The 19,475-nt window shown below is 64.3% G+C and carries 15 protein-coding genes; 4 read left to right on the forward strand and 11 right to left on the reverse strand.

Annotated elements, in window-relative coordinates; all coding sequences use genetic code 11:
* Positions 1-8: 8 nt before the first annotated feature.
* A complete protein-coding gene (locus AOBCEHNH_RS07455; RefSeq protein WP_226803355.1) occupies positions 9-872 on the reverse strand; it encodes a type III pantothenate kinase in 864 nt (287 codons plus the stop codon).
* A gap of 115 nt (positions 873-987) precedes the next feature.
* On the opposite strand from AOBCEHNH_RS07455, the gene AOBCEHNH_RS07460 reads away from it, so the two are divergent.
* A complete protein-coding gene (locus tag AOBCEHNH_RS07460) occupies positions 988-2,691 on the forward strand; it encodes an OPT/YSL family transporter (RefSeq protein ID WP_152063773.1) in 1,704 nt (567 codons plus the stop codon).
* Positions 2,692-3,171: 480 nt separating this feature from the next.
* On the opposite strand, the gene AOBCEHNH_RS07465 is transcribed toward AOBCEHNH_RS07460, so the two are convergent.
* Positions 3,172-5,604, reverse strand: coding sequence for a Tex family protein (locus tag AOBCEHNH_RS07465; RefSeq protein ID WP_226803356.1), 2,433 nt, complete (start codon positions 5,602-5,604; stop codon positions 3,172-3,174).
* 302 nt (positions 5,605-5,906) lie between these two features.
* Between AOBCEHNH_RS07465 and AOBCEHNH_RS07470 the strand changes: the two genes are divergently transcribed.
* Entirely contained in the window at positions 5,907-6,395 is a 489-nt protein-coding gene (locus AOBCEHNH_RS07470) for a low molecular weight protein-tyrosine-phosphatase (protein ID WP_152063774.1), read from the forward strand.
* Between the two features lie 8 nt (positions 6,396-6,403).
* Positions 6,404-7,120 (forward strand): DUF554 domain-containing protein, encoded by a 717-nt coding sequence (locus AOBCEHNH_RS07475; RefSeq protein WP_152063775.1) that lies wholly within the window; start codon positions 6,404-6,406, stop codon positions 7,118-7,120.
* A gap of 375 nt (positions 7,121-7,495) precedes the next feature.
* Here the strand turns inward: AOBCEHNH_RS07475 and AOBCEHNH_RS07480 are convergent, their stop codons facing one another.
* The 5 genes from AOBCEHNH_RS07480 to AOBCEHNH_RS07500 form a co-directional block, all read right to left on the reverse strand.
* Positions 7,496-9,109 carry a peptide chain release factor 3 gene (locus AOBCEHNH_RS07480; protein ID WP_152063777.1) on the reverse strand — a complete coding sequence of 538 codons (1,614 nt, stop codon included), beginning with the start codon at positions 9,107-9,109 and terminating at the stop codon, positions 7,496-7,498.
* A 218-nt stretch (positions 9,110-9,327) separates the two neighbouring features.
* A complete protein-coding gene (locus AOBCEHNH_RS07485) occupies positions 9,328-9,612 on the reverse strand; it encodes a hypothetical protein (RefSeq protein WP_152063778.1) in 285 nt (94 codons plus the stop codon).
* Positions 9,612-9,881 carry a hypothetical protein gene (locus AOBCEHNH_RS07490; protein ID WP_039910738.1) on the reverse strand — a complete coding sequence of 90 codons (270 nt, stop codon included), beginning with the start codon at positions 9,879-9,881 and terminating at the stop codon, positions 9,612-9,614. Before AOBCEHNH_RS07490 ends, AOBCEHNH_RS07485 begins: the two co-directional genes overlap by 1 nt.
* 473 nt (positions 9,882-10,354) lie before the next feature.
* Positions 10,355-12,022, reverse strand: a complete 1,668-nt coding sequence (locus AOBCEHNH_RS07495) for a SulP family inorganic anion transporter (protein WP_152063779.1) — start codon at positions 12,020-12,022, stop codon at positions 10,355-10,357.
* A gap of 142 nt (positions 12,023-12,164) precedes the next feature.
* On the reverse strand, positions 12,165-12,857 hold the full coding sequence (locus tag AOBCEHNH_RS07500; protein WP_152063780.1) for a class I SAM-dependent methyltransferase: 693 nt from the start codon (positions 12,855-12,857) through the stop codon (positions 12,165-12,167).
* Between the two features lie 246 nt (positions 12,858-13,103).
* On the opposite strand from AOBCEHNH_RS07500, the gene AOBCEHNH_RS07505 reads away from it, so the two are divergent.
* A complete protein-coding gene (locus AOBCEHNH_RS07505; RefSeq protein WP_039910739.1) occupies positions 13,104-13,790 on the forward strand; it encodes a phosphoribosylaminoimidazolesuccinocarboxamide synthase in 687 nt (228 codons plus the stop codon).
* Between the two features lie 98 nt (positions 13,791-13,888).
* On the opposite strand, the gene AOBCEHNH_RS07510 is transcribed toward AOBCEHNH_RS07505, so the two are convergent.
* From AOBCEHNH_RS07510 to AOBCEHNH_RS07525, 4 genes are all read right to left on the reverse strand, one after another.
* Positions 13,889-14,965, reverse strand: a complete 1,077-nt coding sequence (locus AOBCEHNH_RS07510) for an NAD/NADP octopine/nopaline dehydrogenase family protein (RefSeq protein WP_152063781.1) — start codon at positions 14,963-14,965, stop codon at positions 13,889-13,891.
* A gap of 229 nt (positions 14,966-15,194) precedes the next feature.
* Positions 15,195-16,832: a chaperonin GroEL gene (gene groL / locus AOBCEHNH_RS07515; protein ID WP_118271881.1), complete on the reverse strand. Its 1,638-nt coding sequence runs from the start codon at positions 16,830-16,832 to the stop codon at positions 15,195-15,197.
* A 181-nt stretch (positions 16,833-17,013) separates the two neighbouring features.
* Positions 17,014-17,301 carry a co-chaperone GroES gene (locus tag AOBCEHNH_RS07520; RefSeq protein ID WP_006723971.1) on the reverse strand — a complete coding sequence of 96 codons (288 nt, stop codon included), beginning with the start codon at positions 17,299-17,301 and terminating at the stop codon, positions 17,014-17,016.
* 244 nt (positions 17,302-17,545) lie between these two features.
* The gene (locus tag AOBCEHNH_RS07525; protein ID WP_152063782.1) at positions 17,546-19,195 is read right to left on the reverse strand and encodes an amidohydrolase; all 1,650 of its coding nucleotides are present in this window, start codon (positions 19,193-19,195) and stop codon (positions 17,546-17,548) included.
* Positions 19,196-19,475 lie beyond the last annotated feature (280 nt).

Raw genomic sequence — 19,475 nt, forward strand, 5'->3', positions numbered from 1 at the left:
TTCGCGTGTCAGTGGCGATTGCGGAGCCAGATATGGTGCAAGCCGCGCAGGGTGAGGGTCTCATCGACCACCGCATCATGGGAGATGAGAGCGGCGACCTGCGCGGCGCCGTCACCCGTGATCACCACGGGAGCGTCGGTGCCAAGCTCGTCCATCACCGCGTCGAGCAGGCCGTCGATGCGCGCCGCCTCGCCCAGGACCACGCCGGACTGCATGGCGGAGCGCGTGCTGCGTCCGATCACGCGCTCCGGCGCTCGCAGCTCAATCATGGGCAGACGCGCCGCCGCGGCGGTAAGCGAACGCGCACCCAGGGCGACACCAGGGGCGATGATGCCTCCGGCAAAGGCGCCGGACTCGTCCACGACCTCGATATTCGTGGTCGTCCCCAAATCCACCACGACCACGGGAGCACCGTAGGTCTCGCGCGCCGCCACCGCGTCGGCCACACGGTCGGAACCAACTTCGGACGGATCGTCATAGCGCATGCGGATGCCGGTCTTGAGACCCGGGCCCACCGCGTAGGGACGGGTTCCACACAGCTTGCCCAAAGCGGAGCGCCACACCTCGGCAAGGCTCGGCACCACGCAGGAGAGGATGGCGCTTGTGGGCTCGGGCGCGCCCAGCATGTCGATCGCACAGGCGGCCTGCGCCCATGCCTCATCGGCCGTGCAGCGCTCGGAGGTCGTTACCTCCCACGTGCCCGCGAGTTCATCCGCGGCGAACACGCCGAACTTGGTAACGGTGTTGCCCACGTCGACGGCGAGAAGGCAGGACGCCGCCGAGGGCTCCGAGATGCCCCGAGCTTGCAGAACCCGGTCGCGTGAATCCGGTCCCTCGGGCCGAGCGTCCGTGGCCTCCATATCGACATCCATCGCGCCCTCCATGTTCTCGAACGCATATCTCTCAATCGAGCTTACACTATAGCGGTCCTATTGCCGTAACCCGACTCCCCGCATAAGGGGGAGCGGATATACGAAGGAGCTACAAATGAGTTCTCTGAACCAGCGCGCGCCGTGGCGCGGGCAGATCAGTGCCGCCGGTATTCTCATCGGCTGCATCGGCTGCGTCATCATCACGGCATCTTCCGTCTACACGGCCCTCAAGATGGGCGCCCTGCCCTGGCCGACCATCTTCACCTCGATCACCGCGCTGGTCCTGCTGCGCGCGGCGGGCCGCACGAGCCTGAACGAGGCGAACGTCACTCAGATCATCATGTCAGCCGGCTCCATGGTCGCGGGCGGATTGGCTTTCACCATCCCCGGCGTATGGATGCTCGGCCTCGGCGCGGAGCTGAGCTGGATCGAGATCGGCGGCGTCGCGCTGGCTGGCACGCTGCTCGGCCTGGTGTGCACGGCGCTGATCCGCCGCCGTTTTGTCGAGGAGTCCGACCTCGAGTACCCCATCGGCACCGCCGCCGCCGAAACGCTCATGGCCAGCCGCGCGGGCGGCGCAACGGGCAAGAGACTCTTCGGGTCCATGGCGGCGGCCGGTATCTGGTGCGCGCTGCGCGACCTCGCGGGCGTCATCCCCGCCATGATCGGCGCACTGCCCATCCCCGGTATGGCCTTCGGCATCTACAACTCGCCCATGCTGCTATCGGTCGGCTTTTTGGTGGGCGGCGCCGCCGTGGCATTTTGGCTGGCAGGCGGGCTCATCGCGAACTTCGGGATCATCGTGGGCGGCAGCGCGGCGGGACTCTGGGACGTGTCAAGCGCGCAGGGAGTCGTGTCGAGCCTGGGCATGGGCCTCATGATGGGCTCTGGCATCGGTGTCGTGGTGCGAGACATCCTGCCCGCCGCCTTCCGTAGCGCACACAATGGGCGACGCGACGACGACCACGCAAACGTCCCCGCACGCGCATTCGGAAAACTCGACCGCAGCGTCCTCTCCCTGTTCGTGGCGGCGGCCGCCCTCCTCGTCTGCCTCGTGCTCGGCCTCTCCCCCATCGCCTGCGCCGTCGCGGTGGCGCTCGCATTCGTCACCACCATCATGAGCGCGCAGTCGGTGGGCCAAACCGGCATCGACCCCATGGAGATCTTCGGCCTCATTGTCCTGTTGGTCATCGCCGCCCTGGGAGAGTCCGATCAGGTCAGGCTCTTTTTCGTCGCAGGCGTGGTGGCCGTGGCATGCGGCCTCGCGGGCGACGTCATGAGTGACTTCAAAACCGGCAAAATCATCGGCACCGACCCGCGCGCCATGTGGATCGGCCAGGCGATCGGCGCGCTGATCGGCTGCGCCGTATCGGTGGCGGTGATGTGCGCGCTCCTCAACGCCTACGGCGCCGACGCATTCGGCCCCGGAAAGCTCTTCGTGTCCGCCCAGGCAAGCGTGGTGGCAACCATGGTGTCGGGCATCCCGAGCGTCCCCGCCTTCGCGCTCGGCCTTGTCGCGGGCGTGGCCCTGTACTGCCTGGGCATCCCGTCCATGATGCTCGGCCTCGGCGTATATCTGCCGTTTTACATGACGCTCTCGGCCTCTCTCGGCGCAGCCGTGAAGATCGCCTACGATCGCGTAGCGTCCATCCGGAACGCGCGTGCGAACGGCGACGCGACGACGAATGCCAACACGGGCACCGATGAGACGTCGCACGAGGAGACCGGCATCATCGTTGCCTCCGGCGTGCTCGGCGGCGAGTCGATCGTGGGCGTGATCATCGCGCTCGCATCCGTTGCGAGCGGCCTTTTGGGGTAAGCGCACTCACGTCGACTCTTTCCCCATAATCAAACGACCATGCCCCATGCCGCGGCATCACGATGCGCCGTATGGGTACCTTCAAGGCCAATTCGGGGCCGTCCACCGAGGAGCTACACTCGATGGACGGCCCGCGCTTTATGCTTGATTGCATCTGAGCGCACCGCCCGGTCCCGGGGATTCGGCCCACACGACTCCTGGCCGCATGCACGACACCCCTCCAAAGCCTCGGGCGATGCGCCCTCCTTGCGACTGGTCCCGCGAAAGGCGCTCGCCATGCGGGTTTTCGACACCACCCTGTACCAAATCTATCCACTCGGCATGTCGGGCATCCCCTGCCTGTATTACGGCAGCGAGTGAGGACAGCCTGGAGAGAAGGGCACCGGCTACCTGGCCGACATCGACCTGCGCCCGGCGATTGCGGCGCCTCCTGTCGAGGCGCCAGGCCCCTCGGGCTCGTGGCGAATGGGCCGGAAAGGACTACTTGCCCATGCGGCCCTTCACCATGGTGAGGGAGATCTTGCCGCGCGCCTTGTCGACGCCGGTGATCCACACGGTCACGGTATCGCCCACTGCCACGACCTCGCTCGGATGCTTCACAAAGCGATCGGCGAGCTTGGAGATGTGGACCAGACCATCCTGATGCACGCCGATATCCACAAACGCGCCGAAGTCCACCACGTTGCGCACGGTGCCCTTGAGCTCCATGCCGACCTCGAGGTCCTCGATGCTGCGCGCCGCCTGGGAGAACACGACCTCGGGGGCGTCGTCGCGCGGGTCGCGGCCGGGCTTTTCGAGCTCCGCCACGATATCGCGCAGGGTGGGCACGCCGCAGCCCAGCTCGGCGGCCACCGCGCCCAAGCCGCCGATCTTGGCGCCGATGCCCGGCACGCCGCCCGCCGCCAGCGCACTCGGCGCCACACCGGCACGGCGCAGTAGCTCACCGGCGATCTCATAGCTCTCGGGATGCACACTCGTGGCGTCGAGCGGGTTCTTGCCGCCCGTGATGCGCATGAAGCCCGCCGCGTTGAGGTACGCCTTGGGGCCGAGCTTGGGAACCTTCTTGAGCTGACGGCGATCGGTGAAGGCGCCGTTCTCCTCGCGGTACGCCACGATGTTCTTCGCCACGGCGGGCGTGATGCCCGAAACGTATCCGAGCAGACTCGCGCTCGCGGTGTTCACGTCCACGCCCACGCGATTGACCACGTTCTCCACCACGTTGCCCAGCGCGCGACCGAGCTCGGCCTGATCGAGGTCGTGCTGGTACTGGCCGACGCCGATGGACTGCGGCGGGATCTTGACGAGCTCCGCCAGGGGGTCTTGCAGGCGGCGACCCAAGCTCATGGCGCCGCGCGTGGTCACGTCGAGGTCCGGGTACTCCTCGCTCGCCAGCTTGGAAGCCGAGTACACCGAGGCACCCGCCTCATTGACGATGGTGTAACGCAGCTCGGGTGCGGACTCGGCGATGAAGGCGGACACAACCTCCTCGGTCTCGCGACTCGCCGTGCCGTTGCCCACCACGATGGTGTTGATGCGGTGTTTGCGGGTGAGGCGCAAAAGCTCGCGCTTGGTGCCCGCGATGTCGCGACGCGGCGGCGTGGGATACAGAATCGTGTGGTCGAGCAGTTTTCCGTACTCGTCGAGCACCGCCACCTTGCAGCCGGCACGATAGCCCGGGTCGAGCGCGATCACTCGTGCGCCGCGCACCGGGCGCTGCTGCAGCAGGCCCTCGGTGTTCTTGGCAAAGACCTTGATGGCGTCGGCCTGGGCTCGCATGGTGAGGTCGACGCGCAGCTCGCGCTCGAGCGAGGGGGCCATGAGGCGCTTGTAGCCATCGGCGATGGCGGCGTTGAGCTCGAATGCGAACGGCCCACGGCGACGCGGGTAGCGGCTCTGGAGGCGCTCGGCCGCGGCCTCGCCGTCCACGCGCACGCGCACGCGCAGCTTGCCCTCGCGCTCGCCGCGGTTGATGGCGAGGATGCGATGGTTGGGGATGGAACGAGCCGCCTGCGAGAACTCGTAATAGGGCTCGTACGGCGTTTTCTCGTCCGCGTCCATCGCCTCGGACTCGATGGCGGCCGTCTTATGCGTGTACTCGCGCAGGTCCGCCGTGTTCTCGGGGTCCTCCGCCACGAGCTCGGCAACGATATCGCGCGCACCCGCAAGCGCCGCCTCCGCCGTGGCAAAGCCGCCCTCGGCGTTGACGTATTCGGCCGCCGCCACGAGCGGCTCGGCCCCCTGGGCGGGCTGCATGAGAATGAGGTTGGCGAGCGGTTCGAGACCGGCGTCGCGCGCCTTGGACGCACGGGTAGCGCGCTTCTTGCGGTAGGGCTTGTAGAGGTCCTCCACGCGCTGAAGCGTGGACGCCTCTTCGATGCTCGCGCGCAGCTCCTCGGTGAGTTTGCCCTGGGCGTCGATCGCCGCGATCACGTCGGACTTGCGCTGCTCGAGATTGCGAAGGTAAGACAGGCGATCATCGAGCGTGCGCAGCGCGACGTCGTCCATGCCGCCCGTGGCTTCCTTGCGATAGCGCGCGATGAACGGGATCGTCGCCCCCTCATCGATGAGCGAGATCACGGACTCGATGCGAGCGGCGGGCTGGTTCAACTCGGAGGCGAGGGCCGCGACGATGCGCTTATGACGGGCCGCCAGCTCCTCGGGCGAAGTCTCCGCGCGGCGACCGGTCGCCGGGGCATCCGCGACATCGTCGGCGGTGAGCGAGCCGGCGGAGCCGAGGGTGCGCACCGTGGCGGCACGGACCGGTGCCACGGAAGGCGCGGGGTCCGAAACGGGCGCTGGCGCTGGCGCAGCGGGCTCGATGATGACATCCTTGCGCGCGCCGCTCCCCTCCGGGCTCAGCGTGGCGACCATATTCATGATGGAGGCGATGTCGACGTTGTTCGTTTCGGCCATATGAAGACTCTCCCATCGAATTCGGCTAGGCATTACATCCTACCCGACCGTTGGGACACATCATGCAATCCCTATGCGGCGGCACGGAGGCGATCACGCACCGCCGGGCCATCCTCACCCGAGTGTGCGCCAAGCCGATCTCGACGACCAGAGGCAAACCATTGGGGGCCGAGCCCGCGCGACTGGAGGCAAAACCGCCGCACGCGCAAGCCATGCTGCCGCGCACGGCACCGTGCCGTCCCGCCCTCGCGCGCTCTGGTAAGCTGTGCTGTGAAATCATCCATTGAAAGGCCGCTTGCGACATGCATCGCATTCTCTTCATCTGCCATGGGAACATCTGCCGTTCCACCATGGCCCAATTCGTCTTTGAGGAGCTCGTGCGGAGGGCCGGGCTCGAGGGCGAGTTCATAATCGATTCCGCGGCGACGTCTCGCGAGGAGATTGGAAACCCTCCGCATCGCGGGACCGTCGCCAAGCTCCGCGAAGTCGGCATCCCCGTCGGGGCGCATCGCGCTCGTCAGATCACGCGCGGCGAATACGGAAACTGGGACCTCATCGCGTACATGGATCGCGAGAACGAACGGGGCCTCAATCGCATTCTCGACGGCGACCCCAACGGCACCTGTCACAAGCTCTTGGAATTTGCCGGATGCAACCGCGACGTGGCCGATCCCTGGTATACCGGGGACTTCGACGCGACCTATCGAGATATCGCAGAGGGCTGCTCGGCCCTGTTCGAGCACGTAACCGGAATCAACGCGCCTCTCTTACCGGGCATCGAAGCACACTAGGAGCCCCTATGATCGGACTCGGAACGCTCATCGACGTCACGCTCATCCTCCTGGGCGGCTTCGCCGGCCTCGCCTTCGGACGGTTCATCAACGAGCGCATACAAGACACCCTTCTCAAGGCAACCGCGGTGGCCATCATCTTCATCGGCATCTCCGGCGCCATGAGCGGCATGCTCACCGTATCCGGCGGCGAGATCTCGGCCGGCGGCTCCGCGCTCGTCGTCATCTCGCTCGCGTTGGGATCGCTCATCGGCGAAATGCTCGACCTCGAACGCCAGATCGACCGCTTTGGAGAGTGGCTCAAGTATGCGACCGGCAGCAGCGGCGACTCCGAGTTCGTGGACGCCTTCGTCACCGCGTCGCTTTCCGTCGCAATCGGCGCCATGTCCATCGTCGGCTCCATTCAGGACGGCATGACGGGCGACTGGACGACGCTCGCCATCAAAGGCGCCATCGACGCCCTGCTCGTATGCACCATGACGGCGTCGATGGGCAAGGGTTGCATCTTCGCCGCGATTCCCGTGCTGGCGCTCCAGGGCGCCCTCACCCTGCTCGCGAGCTTCTTGCAGCCGCTCATGACCGCCGCGGCACTCGCCAACCTCTCGACGGTCGGCTCGATCCTCATCTTCTGCATCGGCATCAACCTGATCTGGCCCAAGACCTTCCGCGTGGTCAACATGCTCCCCGCGGTTGTCGTTGCCATGACGGCGGCATTTGTGGTGTAAGCGACGGAGGATCGTCGCGAACACAAGGTAGGGCTTTCGAGCACGGGTCGTCACGCGCCGTATGCTGGTCCCGTGGCTGGTCCCGTGGCTGGTCCCGTGGCTGGTCCCGTGGCTGGTCCCGTGGCTGGTCCCGTGGCTGGTCCCGTGGCTGGTCCCGTGGCTGGTCCCGTGGCTGGTCGCAAAATGCCACTCTGTACAAACGTGGCATTTTGCGACCATTTTTCGCTTGAATGACCCAAAAAAGTGGTCGCGATTTACCACGCTAGAACAGAGCAGCAAATCGCGACCACTTCATGGGAGCGGAGCGCCTGAGAAGCAGGCCCGGGCATCGCGACGTGCGCGTCTCATGGCCAATGCCCGGGCCCCGCCTGCATCTTAGAACTCCACGTTGCCGAACTCGGACAGCTTGAGCTCCTTGTTGTGGTCCGTGGCCCAATCGATGTTCCACGGGCTCGTGAACAGTAGCAACTTGCCGCCGCGCATGTCCTCGACACGCAGCGTGTCACGCGTGAGGGAGAGCGCCGGAATGTCGATGGTGCCGGGCTCGTTCACGATCCAGCGGATGTCGGTGTAGGGCAGCGGCTGGCGGCGCACCTCGACGTGGTACTCGCTCTTGAGGCGCTGCTCGAGCACCTCGAACTGCAGGGTGCCCACCACGCCCACGATGACCGACTCCATACCGGCGCCGAGCTCGCGGAAGATCTGGATGGCACCCTCCTGGGCGAGCTGCTCCATGCCCTTCACGAACTGCTTGCGCTTGAGCGTATCGACCTGCGTGACGCGCGCGAACAGCTCGGGCGCGAACGTGGGGATGCCCGTGAACTGCACCGGCTTCTTGCCCGTGCAGATGGTGTCACCGATGGAGAAGATGCCCGGGTCGAACAGGCCCACGATGTCGCCGGCGTAGGCTTCGTCCACGATGGCGCGGTCGTCGGCCATCATGGTCGTGCCCGTGGCCAGCTTGATCTTGCGGCCGCCCTGCACGTGCGTGGCGTCCATGCCGCGCTCGAACTTGCCGGAGCAGATGCGCACGAAGGCAATGCGGTCGCGATGGTTCTTGTCCATGTTCGCCTGGATCTTGAAGACGAAGCCGGAGAAGTCCTCACGCGTGGGCTCCACGGGCTCGCCGGTCAGCGCGTCGGTGTGCGCGCCGGGGCCGGGGGCCAGGCGCAGGAAGTCCTTGAGGAAGGGCTCGACGCCGAAGTTCGTGAGCGCGGAGCCGAAAAACATCGGGGAGAGCTTGCCCGTGAGAACCGCATCGAGGTCGAACTCGGAATCGGCACCGTCGAGCAGCTCGATGTCGTCCATCAGGTTGTTGTGGCTGTGCTCGCCGATGAGCTCGGTCAGCGCGGCGTCGCCGAGCGTGGCCTCGACCTCATCGACCTTCTTGGTGCCATTGGCGCGGCCGTCACCCTCGAACGCAAGGACCTTGCGGCTGGCGCGGTCGAATACGCCGCGGAAGTCGCGGCCGTTGCCGATGGGCCAGTTCATGGGATAGGTGCGGATGCCGAGCACGTTCTCGACCTCTTCCATGAGGTCAAACGGGTCGCGCGTCTCGCGGTCCATCTTGTTCACGAACGTGAAGATCGGGATACCGCGCATAGCGCAGACGCGGAAGAGCTTCTTGGTCTGGGCCTCGACGCCCTTGGCGCCGTCGATCACCATGACCGCGGCGTCGGCGGCCATGAGGGTGCGGTACGTGTCCTCGGAGAAGTCCTGGTGGCCGGGGGTATCGAGAATGTTCACGCAGCAGCCGCCATAGGTGAACTGGAGCACCGAGGAGGTGACGGAAATACCGCGCTGCTTCTCGATGTCCATCCAGTCGGAGACCGCATGGCGGGAGTTCTGCTTGCCCTTGACCGAACCGGCGGACTGGATGGTGCCGGTGTAGAGCAGGAGCTTCTCGGTAAGGGTGGTCTTGCCGGCGTCGGGGTGCGAGATGATCGCGAACGTGCGACGCGAGGAGATCTGCGGGGCGTAAGAGGCCATGGGCGCGTGCGTCCTTTTCTAACGTGGCGGCGCAGATGCGCACGCCGTTCCATGTATCGTGATTTGAACCGTACGTATTGTAGCGGCACAAAGCACTACATCCCGGCCGGACTCCCCCGCAAACGCATTATGCAGGGGATTTCCACCGCAGAACTTGCAGCATTCCGAATGCGGGAACTCACAGGCCGAAAAACGCCGTGTGGATCCGTTCGTTCTAATCAACCAGCTGCCGCCAAGATTCGCACAGCCTTCTCCACAGCGGCCTCGCGCATGAACGCAGACTTCTTGATCCCAAGCTCCTTTGCCGCCGCGGCAATGAGCGCGGCGCTGCTTTCCGGGCATTTAAATGAGAGGTTGGCATTCGGTTCCTCAGACAAACGGGGCCTCCCAACGCGCAGCTCAACCAAAGGCCCTTCCCAAGTGCCCTCTTCCCACTCACGAGCCATTTCCTCGATGTCGCGGTCTGTTAAAACTTTCCCGTCGGCGAGTTTATACGTAGCCATCAAGTCCTCCTTCCCTTGACCTCATCTCTCACGCGCTTTGAAAGCGGAGTGTTCGCGTGATAGATGAGATATCCCGTCGCCGTCGGCACGCCAACCATTTCTACCTCTCTCCCCTTTCCATCGATTCCAATCCAGAGATATTCCGGTGAATTCTTCGAACCGGTCCGCAACGCCTGGAAAAACGAGTTTTGCCAAGCGACGCGCACATCTTCATCGGAAAGCTGGGGGTGACGCGCACTCACTCTAGGATGAACAACGAGCTCAAGCATGGTATTCCACCTGTCATCCATTTTATACTACTATATTCTACTACTAAATGACATGAGAGAGATTTGGCTTGGTGCTGTTCCAGATAGCCTCCGGCCAAATTTGAACTAACCGCAAAAGCTGCGCGCCCTGTCCACCTCCCAGCAGCTCCATCGCGACGCCAAAAGACGCCCATGTAGAACACGCTCACTGGGGAAATGAAAGCCGAATCAACGGCCCCGTATAGCCACAGGTTCTCACGCGGATAGAGCTTGTCCGTGCTTGACGCAAACAGCCGCTTCAGTCGACAAGCTCCCATAACAGTCAGTATACGAACATTTGTTCTGTTATCAAGTTTTGCCGAGGGCACTAAAACGCCCTGGACCTCATGAGTCCAGGGCGCCTAATTCTTCGTATTTAATGCAGGAAGACGCACCGAATCACAAGCGCCTCATTCGCATCTGCCCCCGAGTGGGGCCTGCCTTCAAAATGGGCCTTACGCGTCCTCCCCCAGCAGCTCGCGGGCGTGGGCGATGGCGTCGTCGATACCGGTGCGGAAGTGCTCGCGACCCACCTTCTCCACAAAGCCGGCGCGCTCCATGGTCTTCATGGGCTGCTCGTTGGCGTGCGAAATGATGAGCTGCACGTCATTCTCGGCACAATACTCGCGCAGGTTCTCGAGCGCGTTCATGGCCGAGGAGTCGAGCGAAGGCACGCCGCGCATACGGATGATCAGGTAGCGGGTGAACTCCTTCACCGAGATCTCGGCGATCTGGTCGGTCATGCCGAAGAACATCGGGCCGTTGATCTCGTACACGCGCACGCTCTTCGGCAGCTCACGCAGGTGCGTGACCTCGGAGTCCTCGTCGCAGTAATACTTCCAACCGCGGACCTCGGTCTCGTCGCTCAGGCGCTTCATGAGCAGCACGAGCGTGATCATCATGCCAACGCCGATGGCCATAACCAAGTCGAACACCACGGTAAAGAGGAAGGTGACCACAAGCACGGCCACGTCGCTCTTGGGCGCGGTGCGCACCTGGTGCACCACGGTGCGCCAGCCGGACATGTTGTAGGCAACCTGCAGCAGGATGGCGGCGATGCAAGGCATGGGGATGAGCGCCGCATACGGCATGAGGAACACCATCACGGCGAGCAACACCACGGCGTGGACCATGCCGGCGATGGGCGTGCGGCCGCCGGCCTTCACGTTTGCGGCGGTGCGGGCGATGGCGCCCGTTGCGGGAATGCCGCCGAACATCACGGAACCGATGTTGCCCACGCCCTGGGCGACGAGCTCCATGTTGGCGCGATGGTGCGAGCTGATCATGGAATCGGCCACCACGCAGGACAGCAGGGACTCGATGGCCGCGAGGATCGCGATGGTGAAGCCGTTGGGCAGCTGCTCGCGGAACAGACCGAAGCTCAGCTGGGGCAGCTGCAGCTGCGGAACACCGGCGTTGATGGTGTAAAGGTCGCCGATGGTGTTCACGTTCATGCCCAGACCGCTCACCATGGCGATTCCTGCGAGCACCGCGATGAGCGAGCCGGGGATGCGCTGGCTCACGCGCGGCCACAGCACGAGCACCGCCAGACACACGAGGCCCACGATGAGTGCCTCGACGTTGAAGGTGGAGAAGTTGGCGGCCACGGCCGAGAGCTTGTCCATCGTCTCGATGGTGGGGGTGCCTGCCGGGTACGTGAGGCCGAACAGATCCTTGAGCTGGCCGGCCACGATGGTCACCGCGATGCCCGCCGTGAAGCCCGTGGTGATGGTGTAGGGCACGAAGCGGATGAGCGTGCCCAGGCGAAAGACGCCCATGAGGATCAGAAGCACGCCTGCGATGATGGTCGCGGCCACCAGGCCGTCCATACCGCTCGAGGCGACGATGCCCGCCACGATGGTGGCGAACGCGGCGGTGGGACCCGAGATCTGCACCGCACTGCCGCCGAGCAACGCGATGATGAAGCCCGCGACGATGGCGGTATAAAGGCCCTGCTCGGGCCCGACACCCGAAGCGATGGCGAGGGCGATCGACAGGGGCAGCGCCACGATGGCCACCACGATGCCGGCGACGATGTCGCGGGGGATCTGGCGCTTGAGCTGTTCGGGGTCCTGGTGTTTGATGATGCTGAAGAGGATGGGCTTGATCTTGTCGCGCGTCATATGGGTGCTTCCCGGCTTTCTACTCTTGATGTGCGTGCGGCATCGCCCAGGCGAATGGACACGCGAAAACGCCCGGCGGCGGTGCCCCGGACGGAACGCGTGAGGTCATTTCGTTGTAATCGCACTGGAACGACGCCCCCTGTTATACCACAGGCGCACCCTCCGCCCCGTTCGCATCTGGCACGTAACGCCAAATGGAGTAGTGCTGAGGGTACCCGAAAACCGGGAAACCACCAGCCGGATGCGCATAAAACGAACCCTCCCGCTCTCGTATCCATCCCGCACGGCCCAGATACGCAAAGCTCTCGCCGTTATCCGACATGTGCACGAGCGTGATGGAACGGCGCACCTGCGCCTCGAGCCGGTCGAGAAACTCGACGAGCAAGACTTGGTCGAATGGGTTGAACAGGTAGAAATGCGTATAGGCCCCCAAGGGGATGTCGAGTGCGCTGCCCGCGATGACCTCGAGCCCGTCGCGGCCCCTCGTCCACGACGCCGCCCGCGCGGCCAGCCGCCCATCGAGCTCGACCCCCGTCACACGGCACGGCAGCCGTGTCGCCGCGGCGTATGCCAGGACACGGCCCGCCCCGCAGCCCACGTCGAGCAGGTGGTCGGTCTGCTCAAAAGACAATCCCCCCAGCAAGTCGTCGAGAATCCAGTACGGAGTGGGCGTGGGCTCATGAGCGCCTCCGCCGAGAACAGTTGGGTCCCCCAGTGCCGCCAGCGGCTCGCCCGCCACTGCGACGTCGAGGGCACGATCGGCCCTGTTCTGATCGTCTTCGCACGCCGCGCGCGCCGATGCTGCGCGATACGCGCACATGGAAAGATCGTCCATCGTCAAACAGCCTTTCGCACGCGGCAACCGACCCGCGCGGCCACCGTTTCAGACGGGCCCTTTTCGCCATCTAAACACGCTTCCCACGACGCGATGTTCGAGCATGCCATGTTCGCCAAAATGACACCCATGCATAATCTTTCTGTAACAATTAATCAGTTTGCGCATGACCTTATTAGGCACCTTGACGATGTTGTACACTCACACCGTCAAAGCATGCGGCGCTGTGTGAAAGGACTTACCGCCATGACCAAGGAACTCGTGTACTCCGGCAAGACCAAGGACGTGTTCGCCCTCGAGAACGGCAACTACCTGCTCAAGTTCAAGGACGACTGCACCGGCAAGGACGGCGTCTTCGATCCGGGCGAGAACGCGGTCGGCCTCACCATCGAGGGCGTGGGCGACGTCAACCTGCGCATGTCCATCTACTTCTTCGAGAAGATCAACGCCGCCGGCATCAAGACCCACTACGTGTCCGCCAACCTCGACGACACCACCATGGAAGTCCTGCCCGCCAAGGTCTTTGGCGAGGGCCTCGAGGTCATCTGCCGCAACAAGGCCGTGGGCTCCTTCTACCGCCGCTACAAGCAGTACTGCAACGAGGGCGACGACCTGCCGTCCTACGTTGAGACCACCTTCAAGAACGACGAGCTGGGCGACCCGCTGGTCACCAAGGACGGCCTGGTCGACCTGGGCGTCATGACCGCCGAGCAGTACGACTCCCTCAAGGAGATGACCAAGCAGATCACCAAGATCGTCGCCGACGACCTGGCCGAGAAGGGCCTCGTCCTCTACGACATCAAGTTCGAGTTCGGCTACGACGCCGACGGCAACGTCATCCTGATCGACGAGATCGCCTCCGGCAACATGCGCGTCTACAAGGACGGCGAGTACGTTGACCCGATGACCCTCTCCGAGCTGTTCTTCGCGTAGGAGCGCAGCGCAACTCATACAGCGATGCCCCGCGGTTCCGATGGGCCGCGGGGCATTTTCTTTAGGCATGCGGGGCGGCAGGAACGCCTATCCTCGCGCTATCCCTCGATCAGGTACGCGCGCAGCGCCTCGAGATCCATGTCCTCGATGCCGAGCTCGGCCATGGAGCGGCCACCCTCCCAGCAATCGCTCTCGAGCAGCACGCCGCCCAAGCTCACCAGGGAGTCCATCACGGGCGTGGGCACGCCGATGAGGCGGGCGAGCTTGGCCCACGTCGCGATGCCGAACGGGATGTCCTCGGAGTAATAGCGGTTCTTGAGGTTCGCCGGGCCGGTGATCTTGGCGAAGTTGGGATCGCCGGCGATCGCCTCCTTGATGGAGTCGGTCTCAACCGCGCCGCCGATGCCGTGCGCCGCGATATCGGACTCGTAGCCCATGGCATAGAGCAGAGCGATGCGCTCGGCGTCGATGGCCTCGGTCAGGCGAGCCACGCAATCGGTGAAGCCCTCGGTGTAGAAATGGAAATCGCCCTGGGCGTACTCGATGCGACCGGCGTTCAGGATGCAGCCCGGCACGTGGATGATGGGGTTCAGGCTGGACAGGCCGCACGCGACGACGCTCTCCACTGCCTCGATGCCGGGAAAGACGCCGTCGAGCGCCGCGATGACCTCGTCGGTGCGGGAGGCGGGCATGACGCCCACCTTCAGCGGGTCGAAGCGGCTCATGACCAGCGAGGCGCCGGGGCCGAGCAGGCGGGTGGCGTACGGCAGGGTGTGGCTCTCGGCCACGCAGACGCCCTCGACGCCGTGGGCCTTGAATGCTTTCCAGAACATGAGAGAACCGAAGGTACCCGGCAGCACGAGCACGATCTGGCCGGCGGTGACGACCTCTGCGAGCTTCTCCGCATACGCGGCATGCGCGAACGCAGGCACCGCGACCAGGATGACCTTGACACCCTCGATGGCGGCGGCAAGATCGCTCGTGACCATGGCGAGCTCGGCCGTACCGGTGCCCGCGGCGCCCGAAAGCTCGATCTTCTTGGTGTCGAACACCTGCTGCATGTTGGGGGCGAACCGCTCGTCCTCATACATGTTAACCGTAAAGCCCCTCAGCGTGAGGTCCGCCGCGGCGGCATGCGCCCCGTTGCCGCCGCCCAAAACCGCGATCTTCGTCATGATACCGATGCTCCTTTCCAGCAAAAGGCGCGAGGCCCCGAGCGCCCGCGTCATATACACACCCCTCGAGTCTACTCCTCCGAGAGGCCTTTAGGGCGGTAGAGACGCGGGGGAACCGTATCTGCCATCGCATCAGCCATAAAAAAATCCCCCTGCGGACCCCTTCGCACCGCTTCTGGGTGCCAAGGGGCCGCCGGGGGATTCCGGTGAGTTATCTAAACCTTACGGCTTAGTACATGCCGCCGCCCTGGGCGCCGGCGGTAGCGGCCGCGATGGCGTCCTCGAGCTGGGTGTTCTTGGGCACGTCGGAAACGGTGGCCTCGGTGATGAGGATGAGGGAGGCCACGGAGGCGGCGTTCTGCAGGGTGGTGCGGGTGACCTTGACCGGGTCGAGCACGCCCATGTCGATCATGTTGCCCCACTCGCCGTTGGCGGAGTTCAGGCCCTCGCCCGCGGGGAGCTCGGAGACCTTGTCAACGATGACAGCGCCCTCGTAACCGGCGTTCTTGGCGATGGTGGCCACAGGAGCGGTCAGGGCCTTCTTGATGATGTCGATACCGATCTGCTCCTCGGGATCGGAGATCTCAATGTTCTCGAGCGCGGGCAGGGCGTCCATGAAGGCGACACCGCCGCCGGCGACGATGCCCTCCTCGACGGCCGCGCGGGTGGCCTGCAGGGCGTCCTCGACGCGGTGCTTGATCTCCTTGAGCTCGGTCTCGGTAGCGGCACCGACCTTGATGACGGCCACGCCGCCGGAGAGCTTGGCCAGGCGCTCCTGGAGCTTCTCGCGATCGAACTCGGACTCGGTGTGCTCCATCTCGCCCTTGATGGCGGCCACGCGGTCGGCGATGGCCTCCTTGGTGCCGGCACCGTCGACGATGGTGGTGTTGTCCTTGGTGATGGTCACGCTCTTGGCGGTACCGAGCATGTCGGCGGTGATGTCGGCGACCTTGATGCCGAGCTCGTCGAGCGCGGCCTGGCCACCGGTGAGGATGGCGATGTCCTCGAGCAGGCGCTTGCGGCGATCACCGTAGCCGGGAGCCTTGACGGCGCAGACGTTGAGGGCGCCGCGGATCTTGTTCAGGACCAGGGTGGGCAGAGCCTCACCGTCGATGTCCTCGGCGATGATGAGCAGGCCCTTGCCGGCACGGGAGACGGCCTCGAGCACGGGCATGATGTCCTGGACGTTGGAGATCTTCTGGTCGGTGATGAGGATGTAGGGGTCCTTCATCACGGCCTCCATGCGGTCGTTGTCCGTGACGAAGTACGCGGAGACATAGCCCTTGTCGAACTGCATGCCCTCGACGGTGTCGATGGTGATGTCGAAGGTCTGGGAATCCTCGACGGTGATGACGCCGTCCTTGCCCACGACGTCCATGGCGTCGGCGATCTTGTTGCCGACCTCGGCGTCACCAGCGGAGATGGTGCCGACGGAAGCGATCTGCTCCTTGGTCTCGACCGGCTTGGCGAGGTTCTTCATCTCGGCCACGGCGGCGTTGACGGCCTTGTCGATACCGCGACGGATGGCCAGCGGGTTGGCGCCGGCGGCGACGTTCTTGAGACCGTCGTTCACGATGGCCTGGGCCAGCAGCGTGGCGGTGGTGGTGCCGTCACCCACGGTGTCGTTGGTCTTGGTGGCGACCTCCTTGACCAGCTGGGCGCCCATGTTCTCGATGTTGTCCTCGAGCTCGATCTCCTTGGCGACGGAAACGCCGTCGTTGGTGATCATGGGAGCGCCGAAGGAGCGCTGCAGGGCGACATAGCGGCCCTTGGGGCCCATGGTGACGGTCACGGCGTCGGCCAGGGTGTTGACGCCCTTGGCGAGCTTGGCGCGAGCGTCGGTGTCGAACGTGATGTTCTTAGCCATTTGATGTTCCTCCAAATGTGTTATTAGGGACGGGTGCAAATTACATATCCGTCTCAGGACCTCGTTTTAGGGACAGTCCCCAATTTGAGGTCGCGGTTTGTCGGCTGCGGCTGAGTCGCGTGCCGCAGGCGACACCTCAATTTGGGGACTGTCCCTAAATTGAGGTTCGGGGTCGCGAAAGTTACTCGACGACGGCGTAGATGTCGTCGGCGCGCATGAGCAGGTACTCCTCGCCGTCGACCTTGATCTCGTTGCCACCGAACTTGCCGTAGATCACGACGTCGCCCTCGTGAACGTCGAGCGGGATGCGCTCGCCGCGGTCGTTCATCTTGCCGGCGCCCACGGCGACGACGGTACCGCGCTGGGGCTTCTCCTGAGCGCTGCTGGCGATATAGAGACCGGAAGCGGTCTTCTGCTCGACGGCGTCGGGCTTGATCAGAACGCGATCTGCAAGCGGCTTCAAAGACATGCTTGTCTCCTCCTTTTGCTGGGATCCGGCACACGCCGGCGGTCCATGCGGTTTGTGTACGCGTTGAATAGTACCCAGCCGTACGGACTTATACAACGTCACTTCAAAAAATCTTATAAAGCGGCACTTAGATTTCCTGAGCGTTGAATTACCAGCGGTAGGCGGTCGACAGAGGACTGAACGAAAACACTTTCGACTATCGTTGCCGAAAGCGCGAAGTATGCCCAGAACAGAGAGCCTGCTCCTACCGTTCGTACACTCGCTCGCCCGCCACATACGTGGCTACGACCCGAGCGCCCTGGATCTCGCTCGGATCACTCGCGGTGACGTCGCGGTCCAGCACCACAAAGTCCGCCAGGTAGCCCGGGGCGATCTGGCCGAGTTCGCCCTCGCGGCCCGTCGCCGCGGCGCTGCCGGCGGTGTAAATGCGCAGGGCCTCGGCGGCGCTGATACGCTCACCCGGCAGCCATCCACCCGCGGGCTCATGCGTGAACGGGTCCTGGCGCGTCACGGCGCAGTACAGCACGTCCATGCTGGTCACGGCCGTGATCGGAGAATCAGTGCCAAAGGCCTGTTCAACGCCGTGGTCCTCATAAGTCGCGAAGGGCCACATGACCCGGCTGCGTTCCTCGCCCAGATCGCGCTCGGGGCCGCCCGGATCGAGCGTAATGTGGCCGGGCTGGGAACTCGCCAAAATGCCGAGCTCGGCCAAACGATCGATGTCCTCGGGCAGCAGGTTCTCGAGATGCTCGAGCGTGTTACGGCCCTGCATGGGCGCCCCGTACCAGGCCATCGCCTCGCCGAAGATGTCGATGGCCTCGTGGATGGCGCGGTCACCGATGGTGTGGATGCGCACGGAGTGGCCGCGCTCGGCGGCGGCGAGCACCAACTCGCGCATGCGATCGGCCGGTACCGTGGGGCGCCCGCAGTCGCCGTCGAAGCGCGCGTTCGTGTAAGGCTCGGTCAACCACGCGGTATGCTGGCTGCTCACGCCGTCGAAGAACTGCTTGAAGCCCGGAGCGCGCAGCAGGGGGAACTCATCGCCCGCATAACGGTCCTGCAAATCCTCGAGGCGCGACTGATCGTCGAGCAGCGTGGGGTACATGTGCACGCGCAGGGTGAGCTTGCCCTCGCGCGAGAGCTTCTCATACACGTCGTCGCGGATGAAATCGCAGCCTGGATGCGGCATGAGGGCCATGTCGCAGATCGAGGTGATGCCCTGCTCCGCCATGCGCGCCATCTGGGCTTCGTAGGCGGAGGCGATGTCTTCCTCAGTGAGCCACTCGAGGCAGCGCGGAAGGAGCTCCATCGCCGCAGCCTCGCGGATGATGCCCGTGAGCTCACCGTTCTCATCCCTGTCGTAACTGCCGCCCTGCGGGGGCACGGAATCACGCGTGACGCCGAGGGCGTTAAGGGCGCACGTGTTCATCCAGAGCGTATGACCGTCGCCCGAGTACATCACGCAGGGACGGTCGGGGAACGCCTCGTCGAGCGAATGCTTGGTGGGCGGCACAGGCGGGTCCCAGCGGTAATCACGCCAGCCCTGGGTGACCACCCAGGCATGCTCGGGAAGCCCCTTCGCGAATTCGACCGTCCGCTCGACGAGCTCGGCCTCGCTCTCCCCCATGTGCATGAGCAGGTAGGGTGATCCCCCGAGGGCCGTATGGAAGAAATGCAGATGAGCGTCGTGAAAGCCGGGGCAGATGAGGGCATCGCCGTAATCGAGCACGGGAGTCGATGAGGGACAAGAGGCGATCACATCCTGCAGGGAGCCCGTCGCCACGACCCGCTCCCCCGCCACGGCGAACGCCAGGGGCCGGGCGGCGCACTCCGCAGGGGCGCTCGTAAACACGCGTGTGGACGTGACGATGTAATCGACCTGGGTGAATTCCATGTTTCGCTCCTGACCGCAGGGTGCTCTCATCTTGCTGAAATTGTCAGGCGGGCACTCGAAAAACTCAAGGTGTACGTTTTGGGGAAGGTTTTAACTCAAATCACGTCGAACGCCCTTTGCTCGCTTTGCGCGACCTGGGGTTTTGCTGCCGGATTGCCGCGCACAATGCCGTAATTCGATCAAAACGTTCCCCAAAACGTACACTTTGCGGAAAAGGACCCCCGGACACGGCCTTAAATCGTCAAAAGCCTTCCATCGAACGCAAAGGGCATGTAGACAG

It is taken from the genome of Collinsella intestinalis (assembly GCF_902501455.1).
GTDB lineage: Bacteria > Actinomycetota > Coriobacteriia > Coriobacteriales > Coriobacteriaceae > Collinsella > Collinsella intestinalis.